General features: G+C 72.2%; 15 protein-coding genes and 1 tRNA gene. 11 read left to right on the top strand and 5 right to left on the bottom strand.

Annotated features, from left to right (window positions below):
* Window positions 1–202: 202 nt before the first annotated feature.
* Window positions 203–1,705, bottom strand: a complete 1,503-nt coding sequence (locus ACIQUQ_RS13695; RefSeq protein ID WP_403974910.1) for a potassium/proton antiporter — start codon at window positions 1,703–1,705, stop codon at window positions 203–205.
* Between the two features lie 270 nt (window positions 1,706–1,975).
* On the opposite strand from ACIQUQ_RS13695, the gene ACIQUQ_RS13690 reads away from it, so the two are divergent.
* A complete protein-coding gene (locus ACIQUQ_RS13690; RefSeq protein WP_403974908.1) occupies window positions 1,976–4,720 on the top strand; it encodes a penicillin acylase family protein in 2,745 nt (914 codons plus the stop codon).
* Between the two features lie 105 nt (window positions 4,721–4,825).
* On the opposite strand, the gene ACIQUQ_RS13685 is transcribed toward ACIQUQ_RS13690, so the two are convergent.
* Window positions 4,826–5,371: a 5-formyltetrahydrofolate cyclo-ligase gene (locus ACIQUQ_RS13685; RefSeq protein WP_403974906.1), complete on the bottom strand. Its 546-nt coding sequence runs from the start codon at window positions 5,369–5,371 to the stop codon at window positions 4,826–4,828.
* Between the two features lie 147 nt (window positions 5,372–5,518).
* Here ACIQUQ_RS13685 and galU point away from each other — a divergent pair, with 147 nt between their 5' ends.
* The 7 genes from galU to ACIQUQ_RS13650 all read left to right on the top strand — a co-directional run bounded on the left by galU (window position 5,519) and on the right by ACIQUQ_RS13650 (window position 10,921).
* Window positions 5,519–6,421 (top strand): UTP--glucose-1-phosphate uridylyltransferase GalU, encoded by a 903-nt coding sequence (gene galU / locus ACIQUQ_RS13680; protein WP_403974904.1) that lies wholly within the window; start codon window positions 5,519–5,521, stop codon window positions 6,419–6,421.
* 4 nt (window positions 6,422–6,425) lie between these two features.
* Window positions 6,426–7,748 (top strand): gephyrin-like molybdotransferase Glp, encoded by a 1,323-nt coding sequence (gene glp / locus ACIQUQ_RS13675; RefSeq protein WP_403974902.1) that lies wholly within the window; start codon window positions 6,426–6,428, stop codon window positions 7,746–7,748.
* A gap of 72 nt (window positions 7,749–7,820) precedes the next feature.
* Complete coding sequence (gene moaC / locus ACIQUQ_RS13670; protein WP_403974899.1) at window positions 7,821–8,300, top strand: cyclic pyranopterin monophosphate synthase MoaC; 480 nt, start codon at window positions 7,821–7,823, stop codon at window positions 8,298–8,300.
* 98 nt (window positions 8,301–8,398) lie between these two features.
* Window positions 8,399–8,890 carry a molybdenum cofactor biosynthesis protein B gene (locus ACIQUQ_RS13665; protein ID WP_403975135.1) on the top strand — a complete coding sequence of 164 codons (492 nt, stop codon included), beginning with the start codon at window positions 8,399–8,401 and terminating at the stop codon, window positions 8,888–8,890.
* Window positions 8,891–8,907: 17 nt separating this feature from the next.
* Window positions 8,908–9,513: a GNAT family N-acetyltransferase gene (locus ACIQUQ_RS13660; RefSeq protein ID WP_403659174.1), complete on the top strand. Its 606-nt coding sequence runs from the start codon at window positions 8,908–8,910 to the stop codon at window positions 9,511–9,513.
* A gap of 175 nt (window positions 9,514–9,688) precedes the next feature.
* Window positions 9,689–10,741: a hypothetical protein gene (locus tag ACIQUQ_RS13655; RefSeq protein WP_403974897.1), complete on the top strand. Its 1,053-nt coding sequence runs from the start codon at window positions 9,689–9,691 to the stop codon at window positions 10,739–10,741.
* Between the two features lie 106 nt (window positions 10,742–10,847).
* Window positions 10,848–10,921 (top strand) — tRNA-Ala (locus tag ACIQUQ_RS13650).
* A gap of 149 nt (window positions 10,922–11,070) precedes the next feature.
* Here the strand turns inward: ACIQUQ_RS13650 and ACIQUQ_RS13645 are convergent.
* Complete coding sequence (locus ACIQUQ_RS13645) at window positions 11,071–11,736, bottom strand: hypothetical protein (RefSeq protein WP_403974895.1); 666 nt, start codon at window positions 11,734–11,736, stop codon at window positions 11,071–11,073.
* A gap of 95 nt (window positions 11,737–11,831) precedes the next feature.
* Between ACIQUQ_RS13645 and ACIQUQ_RS13640 the strand changes: the two genes are divergently transcribed.
* Window positions 11,832–12,395 (top strand): hypothetical protein, encoded by a 564-nt coding sequence (locus ACIQUQ_RS13640; protein WP_403974894.1) that lies wholly within the window; start codon window positions 11,832–11,834, stop codon window positions 12,393–12,395.
* A 123-nt stretch (window positions 12,396–12,518) separates the two neighbouring features.
* Here ACIQUQ_RS13640 and ACIQUQ_RS13635 read toward each other — a convergent pair whose 3' ends face one another.
* Window positions 12,519–13,445, bottom strand: a complete 927-nt coding sequence (locus tag ACIQUQ_RS13635; protein WP_403974892.1) for a LysR family transcriptional regulator — start codon at window positions 13,443–13,445, stop codon at window positions 12,519–12,521.
* A 136-nt stretch (window positions 13,446–13,581) separates the two neighbouring features.
* Between ACIQUQ_RS13635 and ACIQUQ_RS13630 the strand changes: the two genes are divergently transcribed.
* Window positions 13,582–14,016 carry a nuclear transport factor 2 family protein gene (locus ACIQUQ_RS13630; protein ID WP_403974889.1) on the top strand — a complete coding sequence of 145 codons (435 nt, stop codon included), beginning with the start codon at window positions 13,582–13,584 and terminating at the stop codon, window positions 14,014–14,016.
* 1 nt (window position 14,017) lies between these two features.
* The gene (locus ACIQUQ_RS13625) at window positions 14,018–14,224 is read left to right on the top strand and encodes a 4-oxalocrotonate tautomerase family protein (RefSeq protein ID WP_403974886.1); all 207 of its coding nucleotides are present in this window, start codon (window positions 14,018–14,020) and stop codon (window positions 14,222–14,224) included.
* Window positions 14,225–14,331: 107 nt separating this feature from the next.
* Here ACIQUQ_RS13625 and ACIQUQ_RS13620 read toward each other — a convergent pair whose 3' ends face one another.
* Window positions 14,332–14,607 carry a DUF6355 family natural product biosynthesis protein gene (locus tag ACIQUQ_RS13620; protein ID WP_399949766.1) on the bottom strand — a complete coding sequence of 92 codons (276 nt, stop codon included), beginning with the start codon at window positions 14,605–14,607 and terminating at the stop codon, window positions 14,332–14,334.
* Between the last annotated feature and the right edge of the window lie 44 nt (window positions 14,608–14,651).

Genomic DNA, 14,651 nt, shown 5'->3' with positions numbered 1-14,651 from the left:
TACGGAGCCCCGAGAGCTGTCCTCATGCGCAGAACCGAGTGATACCTGGGCCACCCACTGCGGGAGGGGGCCACGGCCGCCGAGCGGTCGCGCCAGCTCTGCGTCAGGCAGAGTTGGTTCGATCTGGTGTCCTGCCATGATACAGGGGAGCGGCACTCCGTGCCCCGTGATTTCGCAGACAAGTTTGAGATTTCACCTGCGATTAACGGGACGTACGCGGTCCAGAGCCTCCGGAACCGTCCTGTCCGCGTGAAGATCCGCCGCCCCCGGTGCCCAGCCAGCCCGCCAGCTTGCCACCGCGTGCCACGGCGCGCAGCCGGGCCTCCGCGGCGTCCCGTACCGGATCCGTGGCCACCACGAGCAGGTCGTCCCCGCGCCGCAGCACCGTCGCGGGCAGCGGTACGAAGCTCTGCGCGTCCCGCACGACCAGGGTGACGGACGCCCCCGCGGGCAGCCGCAGCTCGCTGACCTCCACTCCGTGCATCCGGGAGCCCTCGGGGATGGAGAAGGAGAGCAGGTGGCCGCGGAGCCGCTCCAGCGGCGCGGACTCGATCCCGAGGTCGGTGGGGGCCCGGTCGGTGCCCAGGTCCAGCTTGCGGGCCAGCCACGGCAGCGTCGGACCCTGGACCAGGGTGTAGACGACCACCAGCACGAAGACGATGTTGAAGACCCGCTCGCTGCCCTCGATCCCGGACACCATCGGGATCGTGGCCAGGATGATCGGCACCGCGCCGCGCAGGCCGGCCCAGCTCATCAGGGCCTTCTCCCGCCAGGGCAGCCGGAAGGGCACCAGGCTGGCGAACACCTCCAGCGGCCGGGCCACCAGCGTCAGCACCAGGCCGACCAGCACCGCGGGCAGGATGTCGTCGGCCAGCTCGTGCGGCGTGACCAGCAGGCCGAGCAGGACGAACATGCCGATCTGGGCGATCCAGCCGAGTCCGTCGGCGAACCCGCGGGTGGCGGGCCAGTGCGGCAGCTTGGCGTTCCCCAGCACCATCGCCGCCAGATAGACGGCGAGGAAGCCCGAGCCGTGTGCCAGGGCGCCCGCCGCGTACGCGACCACGGCGATGGCCATCACGGCGATCGGGTAGAGGCCCGAGGCGGGCAGGGCCACGTGCCGCAGCCCGTACGCGCCGAGCCAGCCCACCGCCAGGCCGATGCCGGCGCCGATGGCCAGCTCCAGGGCGATCTTGCCGACCAGTACGTACCAGTCGTCCACCGGACCGACCGTGGAGAAGGCCACGACCAGGATCACGACGGGGGCGTCGTTGAAGCCGGACTCGGCCTCCAGCACACCCGTGACCCGCGAGGGCAGCGGCACCTTGCGCAGGACCGAGAAGACCGCCGCCGCGTCGGTCGAGGAGACGACCGCGCCGATCAGCAGCGCCTGCCGCCACTCCAGGCCGACCAGGTAGTGGGCGCCCGCGGCCGTCACGCCGACGCTGATCGCGACGCCGACCAGGGAGAGCGAGATCGCGGCGGGCAGGGCCGGCCTGATCTCCTTCCACTTCGTGCCGAGACCGCCCTCGGCGAGGATCACGACCAGTGCCGCGTAACCGATGACCTGCGTGAGCTCCGCGTTGTCGAAGGTGACCCCGCCGATCCCGTCCTGCCCGATGGCCACCCCGATGCCCAGGTAGATGAGCAGGCTGGGCAGGCCGCTGCGCGAGGAGACGCGCACCGCCGCGACGGCGATGAGCAGCACGAGCGAGGAAACCAGGAGGAGCTCGTTGAGCTGGTGGACGGTCAGCGGGCGGTCCTTTCGCGGATCGCCTTACCGGATCGTTTCTCCGGCAGACGGATGGCACGGTTACTTCGTTACCTTACCTAATCTTTGACGATTCCTTGACTGGATTGCCACATTGTGAAACGCCAGTTCGAGGAAGTGCCTGACACCGCGTCCGAATGGGGTGGACGCTGCGCCTATGGTTGCTCCCAGCACTCCAGGACCACCCTGCCCCCTCGAAGGACAGCGATGCCCGCGAACGAATCCGCCCCTTCCGCCAAGAAGAAGGGACGACGCGCCCGTCTGATCGTGCTCCTCCTGGTACTGGCGCTGCTCGCGGGCCTTGGCTACGGCGCCTACTGGACCGTCGACAGCGTCCGTGCCTCCTACCCCGAGACCACGGGCGAGATCCGGCTCAAGGGACTGGCCGGCCGGGTCGAGGTCAAGCGCGACGCCCACGGCATCCCGCAGCTGTACGCCGACAGCGACGAGGACCTGTTCCGCGCGCAGGGGTACGTACACGCGCAGGACCGGTTCTGGGAGATGGACGTCCGGCGTCACATGACCTCCGGTCGGCTGTCGGAGATGTTCGGCGGCGGCCAGGTCGAGACCGACGCCTTCCTGCGCACCCTCGGCTGGCGCCGCGTCGCCGAGACCGAGTACAACACCAAGCTCTCCCCCCAGACGAAGAAGTACCTCCAGGCGTACGCCGACGGGGTCAACGCCTGGCTGCAGGGCCGCTCCGGCAAGGACCTGTCCGTCGAGCACGCCGCCCTCAAGCTGACCGAGGACTACGCCCCCGAGCAGTGGACCCCGGTGGACTCCGTGGCCTGGCTCAAGGCCATGGCCTGGGACCTGCGCGGCAACATGCAGGACGAGATCGACCGCTCGCTGATGTCCAGCCGCCTCACCAAGGCGCAGATCGACGAGCTCTACCCGCCGTACCCCTTCGACCGTAACCGGCCGATCGTCACGGGCGGCGGCGTCGACTCCGCCACCGGCAAGTACGACCCCCAGGGCGCCTCCGGCTCCGGCTCCTCCTCCGGCAACGGCTCCGGCAGCAGCCTCCGAGGCGCCGGCCAGGGCCTGCGCACCCAGCTGACCGCCCTCTCCGAGACCCTGGACGAGATCCCGGCCATCCTGGGCCCGAACGGCTCCGGCATCGGCTCGAACTCCTGGGTCGTCTCCGGCCGCCACACCACCACCGGCAAGCCCCTGCTGGCCAACGACCCGCACCTGGCTCCGCAGCTGCCCTCCGTCTGGTACCAGATGGGCCTGCACTGCCGTACGGTCTCGGCCTCCTGCCAGTACGACGTCGCCGGCTTCACCTTCTCCGGCATGCCCGGCGTGGTCATCGGCCACAACCAGGACATCGCCTGGGGCATGACCAACCTCGGCGCCGACGTGACCGACCTCTACCTGGAGCAGGTCCGCCCCGAGGGCTACGTCTACGACGGGAAGACCCTCCCCTTCACCACCCGCGAAGAGGTCATCAAGGTGGCCGGCGGGGCCAGCAAGAAGATCACCGTCCGGACCACGAACAACGGTCCGCTGGTCTCCGACCGCAGCGACGAGCTGGCCACGGTCGGCGAGCGCGCGCCCGTCGCCGGGTCCGCCCCGGACCGCGGCACCGGCTACGCCGTGGCCCTGCGCTGGACCGCGCTGGACCCGGGCAGGTCGATGGACGCCGTCTTCAAGCTGAACCGGGCCAGGGACTTCAAGGAGTTCCGGGCGGCCGCCCGCGACTTCGAGGTCCCCTCGCAGAACCTGATCTACGCCGACAACAAGGGCGCCACCGGCAACATCGGCTACCAGGCCCCGGGCCGCATCCCGGTCCGCACCACGGGCGACGGCCGGATGCCGGCGCCGGGCTGGGACTCGAAGTACGCCTGGAAGAAGTTCGTCCCGCAGGACGAGCTGCCCTTCGACTACAACCCCAAGCGCGGCTTCATCGTGACCGCCAACCAGGCCGTCATCCAGAGCGGCGAGGACAAGTACCCGTACACCCTCACCACCGACTGGGGCTACGGCGCCCGCAGCCAGCGGATCAACGACCTCATCGAGGCGAAGATCAAGGACGGCGGCAAGGTCTCGACCGACGACATGCGCACCATGCAGACGGACAACAGCAGCGAGATCGCCACGCTGCTGACGCCCATCCTGTCGAAGATCCAGATCGACGACCCGGACGTGCGCGAGGCGCAGCGCCTGCTGGAGGGCTGGAACTACACCCAGGAGCCCGACTCGGCCGCCGCCGCCTACTTCAACGCGGTCTGGCGCAACATCCTCCAGCTGGCCTTCGGCGACAAGATGCCGAAGGAGCTGCGGATCGAGGGCCGCTGCCTGAACGTCCGCGCCGACGCCAGCGGCCCGGCGGACGACCTGAGCGAGCTGGTGCGCGAGTGCGGCCAGCGCGACGAGGACTCGGCGCAGCCGGACGGCGGCGACCGCTGGTTCGAGGTGGTCCGGAACCTCATCAAGGACGAGAAGTCCGCCTGGTGGCACTCGCCGGCGACCCGCCTCGACCCGGCGAGCACCACCCGTGACCAGCTCTTCGCCCGTGCCATGAAGGACGCGCGCTGGGAGCTGACCGCCAAGCTCGGCAAGGACACCGGCACCTGGAGCTGGGGCCGCCTGCACCGGCTGACCCTCAAGAACCAGACGATCGGCACCGAGGGCCCCGGCTTCATGCAGTGGCTGCTCAACCGCGGCCCCTGGAACCTGGGCGGCGGCGAGGCCACGGTCAACGCCACCGGCTGGAACGCGGCGAGCGGGTACTCGGTCACCTGGGTCCCGTCGATGCGGATGGTCGTGAACCTCAACGACCTGGACAAGTCCCGCTGGATCAACCTGACCGGAGCCTCCGGCCACGCCTACAACAGCCACTACACGGACCAGACGGACCTCTGGGCCAAGGGCGAGCTGCTGGACTGGGCGTTCAGCAAGGAGGCCGTGGACAAGGCGACCGAGGACACGCTGGTCCTCAAGCCGTAGGGGCCGAAGGGCCCGGTGCGGCCGGAGCCGAGGAGGGGGATCCCGCAAGGGGTCCCCCTCCCGGCGTTTCCGGGCGGGTTTCCGGGCGGGTTTCCGGGCGCGTCTTCAGGCCGTCCGGAAGCGCCGTACGCCCGAGGGCGTGGCCACGGCGTCCACGGGGTGGTCGTGGGGCTCCTCGGGCACCCGGTCCACCACCTCGGCGTCGTACAGCAGCACCACCAGGTCCGGGTGCGCCCGCGCCGCCTCCAGACGCGCGAGCACCCGGTCGTACGAGCCCCCGCCGCGCCCCAGCCGCATCCCGCGGACGTCGACGGCGAGCCCGGGCAGCAGCACCGCGTCGGCACCGGTCACGGCGGCCGGCCCCAGGCGCGGCCCGGCGGGCTCCAGCAGCCGCATCTTCCCCGCGTGGGCCACCTCGGCGAGGCTCTCCGGGCCCTCGTACAGGGCCCAGTCGAGGTCGTTGTCGGGCAGCAGCACGGGCAGCAGCACGCGCGTCCCGCGGGCCCGCAGCCCGTCGATCAGGGCGCGGGTGCCGGGCTCCGTGCCGACCGAGACGTACGCGGCGACGGTTCCCGCCCGGGCGAGTTCGGGCAGGTCGAGGGCCCGGACGGCCAGCCGTGCGGCGGCTTCCGCGACGGCCTCGGGCGTCAACGCGCGCCGCGAAGCGATAAGTTCGCGCCGAAGGTCCGATTTGGCGGATCTGTTCTCAGTCACAGCTGGCTCATAAACCCTTCTAAAACAGCCCGTATTAACCGGAAGCAAACCTTCTGCACAGGGTCAGCGGATATCGTGCCGCCCATGACTCAGTCGCACCAAGTGATCACCAAGGCTGTCATCCCGGCGGCCGGACTCGGCACCCGGTTCCTGCCGGCAACCAAGGCCACGCCCAAGGAAATGCTGCCCGTCGTCGACAAGCCGGCGATCCAGTACGTGGTGGAGGAGGCGGTCGCCGCGGGTCTGAGCGACGTCCTGATGATCACGGGCCGTAACAAGCGGCCGCTGGAGGACCACTTCGACCGCAACTACGAGCTGGAGTCCGCGCTCGTGGCCAAGGGCGACGACGACCGCCTGAAGAAGGTCCAGGAGTCCAGCGACCTGGCCACCATGCACTACGTCCGCCAGGGCGACCCCCGCGGCCTGGGCCACGCCGTCCTGTGCGCCGCCCCGCACGTCGGCGACCAGCCCTTCGCCGTCCTCCTCGGCGACGACCTGATCGACCCCCGCGACCCCCTGCTCGCGAAGATGGTCGAGGTCCAGCACCGCACCGGCGGCTCCGTCATCGCCCTCATGGAGGTCGAGCCCGCCCAGATCCACCTCTACGGCTGCGCCGCCGTGAAGGCCACCGAGGACGAGGACGTCGTCGTGGTGACCGACCTGGTCGAGAAGCCGGAGGCCGCCGAGGCCCCCTCGAACTACGCGATCATCGGACGGTACGTCCTCAACCCCGCGATCTTCGACATACTGCGTGAGACCGAGCCGGGCCGCGGTGGGGAGATCCAGCTCACCGACGCCCTGCAGAAGCTCGCCGCCGACGAGACCGTGGGCGGCCCGGTGCACGGCGTGGTCTTCAAGGGCCGCCGTTACGACACCGGGGACCGGGGAGACTACCTCCGGGCCATCGTCAGGCTCGCGTGCGAGCGCGAGGACCTCGGCCCCGAGTTCCGGACCTGGCTTCGCAGTTACGTCACCGAGGAGATGTAGCACCTTGAGCAGCACCGCACCCCAGGACACCGGCCGCCTCTGGTCGGTGGACGAGCACCTGGCGGACGTCCTCGCGGCCGTCCGTCCGCTGGAGCCGATCGAGCTGCAGTTGCTCGACGCCCAGGGCTGCGTCCTCGTCGAGGACGTCACCGTGCCCGTTGCCCTGCCGCCCTTCGACAACAGCTCGATGGACGGGTACGCCGTCCGCGTGGCCGACGTCTCGGGCGCCGGCGAGGAGTACCCCGCGGTGCTGACCGTCATCGGCGACGTCGCGGCGGGCAGCGGCGAGCTGCCCACCGTCGGCCCCGGGCAGGCCGCCCGCATCATGACGGGCGCCCCGCTCCCGCCGGGCGCCGAGGCCGTCGTACCCGTCGAGTGGACCGACGGCGGCACCGGCGGCGGCGCGGCCACCGGCATGACCGCCGCCAGCGCCGCCCCCGAGGGCGCCGGGGGCGAGGTCCGGGTCTACCGCGCCGCCGAGGCCCGCGCCCACGTGCGCTCCCGCGGCAGCGACGTCCAGGCCGGGGACCTCGCGCTGAGCGCGGGCACCGTCCTCGGCCCGCCGCAGATCGCCCTGCTCGCCGCCATCGGCCGTGGCACGGTCCGGGTCCGGCCCCGCCCCCGCGTGGTCGTCCTGTCCACCGGCAGCGAGCTCGTCCAGCCCGGCGAGCCGCTGACCGAGGGCCGGATCTACGACTCCAACAGCTTCGCCCTGGCCGCCGCCGCGCGGGACGCCGGCGCCATCGCCTACCGGGTGGGAGCGGTCGCGGATGACGCCGAGACCCTGCGCTCCACCATCGAGGACCAGCTGATCCGCGCGGACCTGCTGGTGACCACGGGCGGCGTCAGCGTCGGCGCGTACGACGTGGTCAAGGAGGCGCTGTCCTCCGTCGGGGACGAGGACGAGCCCGGCAGCGGCATCGACTTCCGCAAGCTCGCCATGCAGCCCGGCAAGCCCCAGGGCTTCGGCTCCATCGGCCCCGACCACACCCCGCTGATGGCCCTGCCGGGCAACCCGGTCTCCTCGTACGTCTCCTTCGAGCTCTTCGTGCGCCCCGCCATCCGCACCCTGATGGGCCTGGACGACGTCAGCCGGCCCAGCGTGCGGGCCGCCCTCAAGTCGGACAAGGCGCTGCGCTCCCCGGCCGCCCGCCGCCAGTTCCTCCGCGGGAAGTACGACGCGGAGAGCGGCACCGTCAGCCCGGTCGGCGGCTCCGGCTCCCACCTGATCGCCGCGCTGGCCCACGCCGACGCGCTGATCGTCGTACCGGAGGACGTCACCTCGGTGGAGCCGGGCACCGAGCTGGAAGTGGTCCTGCTCGGCTGAGGAGGGGCCGGTGCGGGTACCGTGTCGCCCACACAGGCCCTTGCGGGGCCCGGAACGGGAGCGGCACAGCACATGAGCAGCAACAGCAGGCTGACCCACATCGACGAGGCGGGCGCGGCCCGGATGGTGGACGTCTCCGAGAAGGACGTGACCACCCGGACCGCCCGCGCCACTGGACGGGTGCTGGTCGCGCCCCGCGTCATCGAACTGCTCCGCGGCGAGGGCGTGCCCAAGGGCGACGCCCTCGCCACCGCGCGCATCGCGGGGATCATGGGCGCCAAGAAGACCCCGGACCTGATCCCGCTCTGCCACCCGCTCGCCGTCTCCGGCGTCAAGGTCGACCTCACGGTCGCGGACGACGCCGTGGAGATCCTCGCCACCGTCAGGACCACGGACCGCACGGGCGTGGAGATGGAGGCGCTGACCGCCGTCGCCGTGGCCGGCCTCACCGTGATCGACATGGTCAAGGCCGTCGACAAGGGCGCGGTCATCACCGACGTCCGGGTGGAGGAGAAGACCGGCGGCAAGTCCGGCGACTGGAGCCGGTCGTGACCCCCCGCGGCGGCGAGGCGCACAGCCACAGCCACGGTCCGGGTCCCGCGGCCGGCGAGGCCCGGGCGGCCCAGCCGCCCGCCACGGACACCCCCGGCCTGCGCGCCCTGGTCGTCACGTGCTCCAACCGGGCGTCGGCCGGCGTGTACGAGGACAAGGGCGGCCCGCTGCTCGCGGACGGCCTGACCCGGCTCGGCTTCGAGGTCGCGGGCCCGCGCGTGGTGCCGGACGGCGACCCGGTGGAGCAGGCGCTGCGCGAGGGCGTGGCCGAGGGCTTCGACGTCATTGTGACCACCGGCGGCACGGGCATCTCGCCCACCGACCGGACCCCCGACATGACCGCCCGCGTGCTGGACTACGAGGTCCCGGGCATCCCGCAGGCCGTCCGCGCCGAATCGCTGGCGAAGGTGCCGACCGCGGCCCTCTCCCGCGGCCTGGCCGGCGTGGCGGGCCGCACCCTGATCGTGAACCTGCCGGGCTCGACCGGCGGCGTACGGGACGGGCTCGCCGTACTGGAGCGGATCCTGGTGCACGCCGTGGACCAGATCCGGGGCGGCGACCACCCGCGGCCCGAGGGGAGCCCGAGCTGAACCGACCCTCCTGGCCCGTGGTGCTGGCGGACGGCGATGTGGTCCTCCGGCCCATCAGGCTGCGCGACCAGCGGCCCTGGCGCGAGGTGAACCGGCGCAACCGCGACTGGCTGCGCCCGTGGGAGGCGACGATCCCGCCGCCCGCGCCGTGGGGGCCGGTGATCCACCGCCCGACGTACCGGCAGATGGTCCGGCACCTGCGGTCGGAGGCGAACGCGGGCCGGATGCTGCCGTTCGTCATCGAGTACCAGGGCCGGCTGGCCGGCCAGCTCACGGTGGCCGGCATCACCTGGGGCTCGATGTGCGCCGGTCACGTGGGCTACTGGGTCGACCGCGACGTCGCGGGCCGGGGCGTGATGCCGACGGCCGTGGCGCTGGCGGTGGACCACTGTTTCCGCACCGTCGGACTGCACCGCATCGAGGTGTGCATCCGCCCGGAGAACGGGCCGAGCCGGCGGGTCGTGGAGAAACTCGGATTCCGCGAGGAGGGCCTGCGGCCGCGCTACCTCCACATCGACGGCGCGTGGCGCGACCACCTGGTTTTCGCCCTGACCGCGGAGGAGGTGCCGGAGGGGCTGCTGAGCCGCTGGCACCGGGCCCGGCCGGGCACTCCGCAGAAATAACAAATCTGTTCGAATAATTTCGGCCGGGGATGTGTCCAGGGTCAGGGCTTGAATCCGATTCATCCATAAACTGATCCGAAGAATCACAAAAAAAGTCCGTGATATCAGCCAGATCGTGCGACACACCGGCCCAATTGGCCGATGTCGCCGCCCCAACCCCTCTACGGTGTGGGGTGTGAGCAGCAGCGGCCTCATCTACGCAGTCATTGTCGGGGCCTGGGCCGCCTACTTGGTGCCGATGTGGCTCCGCAGGCAGGACGAGCTGAACGAGGCCCGTCCGACGGAACGCTTCTCCACCGCCATCCGGCTGTTGTCCGGCCGGGCGGGTATGGAGCGCCGTTACGCCAAGGGTCTGCGTGAGCGCGGTGTCGAGGAGGCGGAGCCCCACTCGGACCCGGACGCCGGGACGGAAGCGATCCCTTCCGCCGACGCCCGGGCCGTCGTCGTGCCCCCGACCCGGCCCGAACCGGCCGTCGTCACGGCCGAGCGCGCCCGGCGCCAGCAGCGCACCAAGGTGCTGGCCCGGCGGCGCCGTACCACCGCCGTCCTCTTCCTCGCCTTCACGCTGGGGGCCGTCGTCGCGGCCGTCGGCGGCCTGGGCTTCCTGTGGGCCCCGGGCGTCCCGGCCGTCCTGCTGAGCGCGTACATCGTCCACCTGCGGGTGCAGGAGCGGCGGCGGTTCACGTTCACGATGGACCGGCGCAGGGCCGAGGCCGCCGCGCAGCGGCTGCGGGAGACCGGTCAGCGGCGGCGCGAGCCGGAGGCGGCGGAGCCGCGTACGGAACCCGAGCCCGCGCCCGTCGTCTCCCCGCAGGAGGCCGGGCGCCGCGCGCTGGTCGAGCAGACCGACCACGCCGAGTGGGTGGACCAGCAGCGCGAGCGCGAGCGGGGACCGGCGCGCGGCGACAGCTGGGAGCCGGTGCCGGTGCCGCTGCCGACGTACGTGACGGCACCCGTGGCCCCCCGGGCCACCGGGCCGGCGGTGACGGACGGCTGGAGCGCGGCGCGGTCGTCCACCGCCGAGCCGACGGACCCGCGCCTGAAGGCGCGCCCGCAGGAACCGAAGGCGGACGCGAAGCCGGACCGGGACGCCGCCCCCGGCCAGCCGGGGGGCCGCCCCCAGAACGGCCAGCGCCCGGCCCCGCAGCGCCGCCCGCGCGAGCGCGGCCGCACGCCGCTCTTCGACCAGTACGAGGACGGCGACCGCCCCCGCGCCGCGAACGAGTGACCCGGCGCGGCCCCGCCCGCACCCCGCGCGATGACCTGCACGAAGACGCCCGGGGAACGGATTTTGGAGCCGCCCGGATCACCTGCTAATGTTTCACACGTCGCAAGGGCCTGTGGCGCAGTCTGGTAGCGCACCTCGTTCGCATCGAGGGGGTCTGGGGTTCAAATCCCCACAGGTCCACAAACGACAGTTCTCGGATAGCCACCGAGAATCGTCATGAGATCCCGACCGGTCGAAAGACCGGCCGGGATCTCTGCGTTTCAGGACCTGTTCGCTCTTGTGCTCCCTGCGGCCCGAGCATCCGGACGGGTTGTCGGGCCGAGGGTGGCTCAGGCTGACGGGGCAGCGACGGGGTGGCCCAGGGCCTGGGCCGTGGCGGCGATCGCCTCGAAGTTCGCCGTGGCGGAGAGCGCTGCGACCGTTTCGCGGGTCAGGGGGGCGCCTGTCAGTACGTCCTGCACGGCCGCCAGGTCGACGGGCTGTTCGTAGTAGTCCTCGGCGAAGCGGGCGTACGCCTCCGGGCTGCCGTCGGCGAGGAGGTCGAACAGCCAGTCCGCGCCGTCGGACTCTGTGGCGTCGAACTCGACCGGCCCGCACTCCCACCGGGCGGCGCCAGTCTCGCGCCACGCGCACACCGTCGCGTCGAAGAACCCGTCGAACCGGAACTCCGGAGCGGAGGCGTAGTGGGCGATTGGTTCCGGGAGACCGTCGAGCAGCCCGGGCCAGTGCGATCGGGGCTCTTCCCGCCAGGGCGTGGCGTCGCACTCGTGGTCGAACCCGTAGAGGAAGACGCCGGCTGGGTCGAAGACGACGGCGTACTGGTCGCCGGAGCCGTTCTCCATGGTTGCCAGGTCGACTCCCGCGCGCCAGCCGCGCACGAACGAGTGGGTGGGCAGCCCGTCGTCGAGGATGCTGTCGAGCAGTGAGAACGCCCGGCACCGGGCGACCAGGACGGCGGGGTCGGGGAGCCTGGGCAGCAAGTCGTGAACGGTCATGGGGCGTATTCAACCGCCGGGTGCTGACAGCCCGTCGCGGGGTGGGCCGAGGTTCGGACGGGTCCGGTGTCGGTGGTGGGGTCTAGGTTCCGGGGATGGGGATCTACTTGTGTGGTGTTGATGCCGGGGACTGGGCCGACCCGGAGGTTTACGGGGGGCTGGCGGGGGCGCTGGGTGTGGAGTTGGGGCGGCGGGGGGTGCCGGTCTTCGGGGCATGGGCCGAGCCGGCGGTGGGGTTCGAGGAGAAGATGAGCCGGCCCATCGAGGGGTTCGAGGCGCTGTGCCGGGCTCAGCCCGGTGGGGCCGGCGTCGTTGATGCGCTGCTCGGGTGGGAGCTGCTCGTACCGGCCGGGTTCAGCGGTGTGTTCGAGCTGTCCGTGCCGGGGCCCTACAGCGACGTCACCACGGTCGGCAGCGCGCGGGGGGCCCTGGAGGCGGCTCGGGGACTGGCGGTGCGGCTCGGGCTTCCCCCGCAGGTTCCCCGGGACGGCGGCAGCCTGGCGCTGACCAACTGGTTCGACAGCACGGAGGCCGCGGCGGCTGCCGTCAGCCATCCGGGGCCGTGGGCCGAGGACCCGGACACCGCCTTCTACGCCGCCGTCCACCTCCGGGCGGCGGAGCACTCGGTGCGGTGGTCGTGCCCGATGACCTACTCCTGACCCGCCGTGAGCCGACGGTACGCGTCCGCCCCGGCGGTCGCTGTGCCCTCGTGGGGCCGCCGGGGCGGGTTCGGGTAGCCACGCGCCCGGCAGCAATCGGGTGTGTGGGTCGATGCAGCCACGTTAGGGGCGGGCACTGACAGCGGGGTGGGCGCGGAGGTGTTCGGCGAGGACCTCCGCGAAGGCCGCGACGTGGGGCGGGAGGGGGCCCCGGCGGGTGGCGCAGGACCAGGTGCGGGTCAGGGGGGCGGGGGCCGGGCGGACCAGGGCCAGGCCGTGCGTCGCGACGTACGGGGCCGCGGCCCAGTTCGGCAGGACCGTCACGCCCTGGCCGCCCGCCACCATCTCGATCACCAGGTCCGTGACCACCGGCATGGTGGTGATCCGGGCCGGCCGCGCGCCGTGGGGGAGCGGCAGGGGGACCGACGGGATGCGGGTCTGGTCGTACGCGTCGAAGAGGATCAGGTGGGCTTCGGCGAAGTCCTCCGCGGTGAGGTGCGGGCGGGCGGCCCACGGGTGGTCCCGCGGCACCACGGCCACCATCTCGTCGTCGAAGAGGCGGGTGAGGGCGACCCGGTCGGCCTCCCGGTCCGGCTTGGTGACGAGGGCCACGTCGACGAGGTCGGCCAGCAGGGCGGGAACCGGGGCGTCGTCGGGGACGGTCTCCAGACGGACCTCGGCCTCCGGGTGCCGCTCCCGGAACGCGCGGATCACCGGCGGCAGCCACGGCAGGGTGGTGCTGCACTGGGCGGTGAACCGGACCCGCCGGTCGCGGCCCTCGCGCATCTCCCGCAGGTCGCGGGTGGCGGAGCGGATCTCGCCCAGCACCCGGTGGGCCGTCACCAGCAGCCGCTTTCCCGCGGCGTTCGGGACCAGCCGCCGGCCGCTGCGGTCGAAGAGCGGCATGCCCAGCCGGTCCTCCAGGCGGGTCAGCCGCTGCGAGAGGGCGGGCTGGCTGACGTACAGGAGCTCGGCGGCGGCCGTGAGGGAGCCGGACTCGGCGGTGGCGGCGAGGAGTTCGAGGTCCCGCAGGTCCAGGTCCTGGTTCATAAGGCCACGTTATCGGTCGCTTCTTTTTCCGTCGTGGTGTGATCGGCCGGCCGCTCGTAGCGTCGGGGTGCGCGTTCCGGTGAGTTCCTCCTGGGTTCTCGTGAGTTCTCGCGACCTGCGACGAGAGGCGGCAGACATGGCCACGGAAGTGATCACCGGCGCATCGGACGCGCCCGGCGCGGCGGGGCGGGACGCCGCCGTCCGCGAGGTGCTCGGCCGGTACTTCGACGGGCTCTACACCGGCGACACAGAGCTGCTCGCGGGGGTGTTCCATCCCGGGGCCGTGTACGCCACCGCCGGCGGGGGCGAGTTGCTGCGGCTGGACATGGACGCGTACTTCCCGGTGGTGGCGCGGCGCGAGCCGCCCGCGGCGCGGGGCGAGGGGCGCCGCGACCGGATCGTGTCGGTCGACTTCGCCGGGCCGGTGACGGCCCTGGCGCGGGTGGAGTGTGCGCTCGGCCCCCGCTTCTGCACCGACTTCCTGACCCTGGTCCACGTGGAGGGGCGCTGGCAGATCGTGGCCAAGGTCTTCCACTACGAGACCTCCGCCCCCGAGAACGCCGGAGGCTGACGTGCCGTACGTCAACGTGAAGGTCACGCGCGAGGGGGTCACCCGCGCACAGAAGGCCGAGATCATCGGCAGGGTCACCCGGCTCCTGGCCGAGGTGCTCGGCAAGGACCCCGCGACCACCTTCGTGGTCATCGACGAGGTCGAGCCGGAGGACTGGGGCATCGGCGGGCTGCCGGTCGCGGAGTACCGGCGCCCGGCGGCCGGCTGAGGCGCCGCCGCGGGAACGTGTGGTGGTCCCGCCCGGGCCTCGCAAACCGGGCGGGACCACCTGTCAGGGGGTGTGGCGGGGAACGGGAAAGAGGGCCGGGGTGCCGGTCAGCAGGTGCGGCCCACGTACCAGGCGCCGTCGATCTTGCTCGCGGAGCCCAGCCAGGTGTCGCCGGGGCCCACGCAGCGCTCGTAGTTGGGGCCCCACACCTCGACCTCGATGATGACGCGCGTGTCGGTCGCGCAGTGGTTGTACCAGGCGTCGCTGTGCGTCTCGTAGAAGCCGCAGGGGTTGGCCGCGGCGGGCGAGGCGACCGCGGTGGACAGTCCGAAGAGCAGGGCCGTGGCGGCGAGCGTGCTGGTCAGGGCTCGGTACTTGGGCATGGCGAAAGCTCCCGTCGAGGAGTGGAAGAAGGCCCCCGGTCGAT

Source organism: Streptomyces sp. NPDC101118 (genome assembly GCF_044759445.1).
In the GTDB taxonomy this organism is placed as follows: Bacteria; Actinomycetota; Actinomycetes; order Streptomycetales; family Streptomycetaceae; genus Streptomyces.
The sequence above is the reverse complement of the archived record's forward strand: the minus strand, read 5'-3'. Positions and strand labels throughout refer to the sequence as shown.

What these genes read in the sequence shown, in the direction of transcription:
- ACIQUQ_RS13620 (WP_399949766.1), bottom strand. Translation starts at nt 14,607, where the DNA reads ATGCCCAAGTACCGAGCCCTGACCAGCACGCTCGCCGCCACGGCCCTG.
- moaC (WP_403974899.1), top strand. Translation starts at nt 7,821, where the DNA reads ATGAGCAGCAACAGCAGGCTGACCCACATCGACGAGGCGGGCGCGGCC.
- galU (WP_403974904.1), top strand. Translation starts at nt 5,519, where the DNA reads ATGACTCAGTCGCACCAAGTGATCACCAAGGCTGTCATCCCGGCGGCC.
- ACIQUQ_RS13645 (WP_403974895.1), bottom strand. Translation starts at nt 11,736, where the DNA reads ATGACCGTTCACGACTTGCTGCCCAGGCTCCCCGACCCCGCCGTCCTG.
- ACIQUQ_RS13690 (WP_403974908.1), top strand. Translation starts at nt 1,976, where the DNA reads ATGCCCGCGAACGAATCCGCCCCTTCCGCCAAGAAGAAGGGACGACGC.
- ACIQUQ_RS13640 (WP_403974894.1), top strand. Translation starts at nt 11,832, where the DNA reads ATGGGGATCTACTTGTGTGGTGTTGATGCCGGGGACTGGGCCGACCCG.
- ACIQUQ_RS13635 (WP_403974892.1), bottom strand. Translation starts at nt 13,445, where the DNA reads ATGAACCAGGACCTGGACCTGCGGGACCTCGAACTCCTCGCCGCCACC.
- ACIQUQ_RS13630 (WP_403974889.1), top strand. Translation starts at nt 13,582, where the DNA reads ATGGCCACGGAAGTGATCACCGGCGCATCGGACGCGCCCGGCGCGGCG.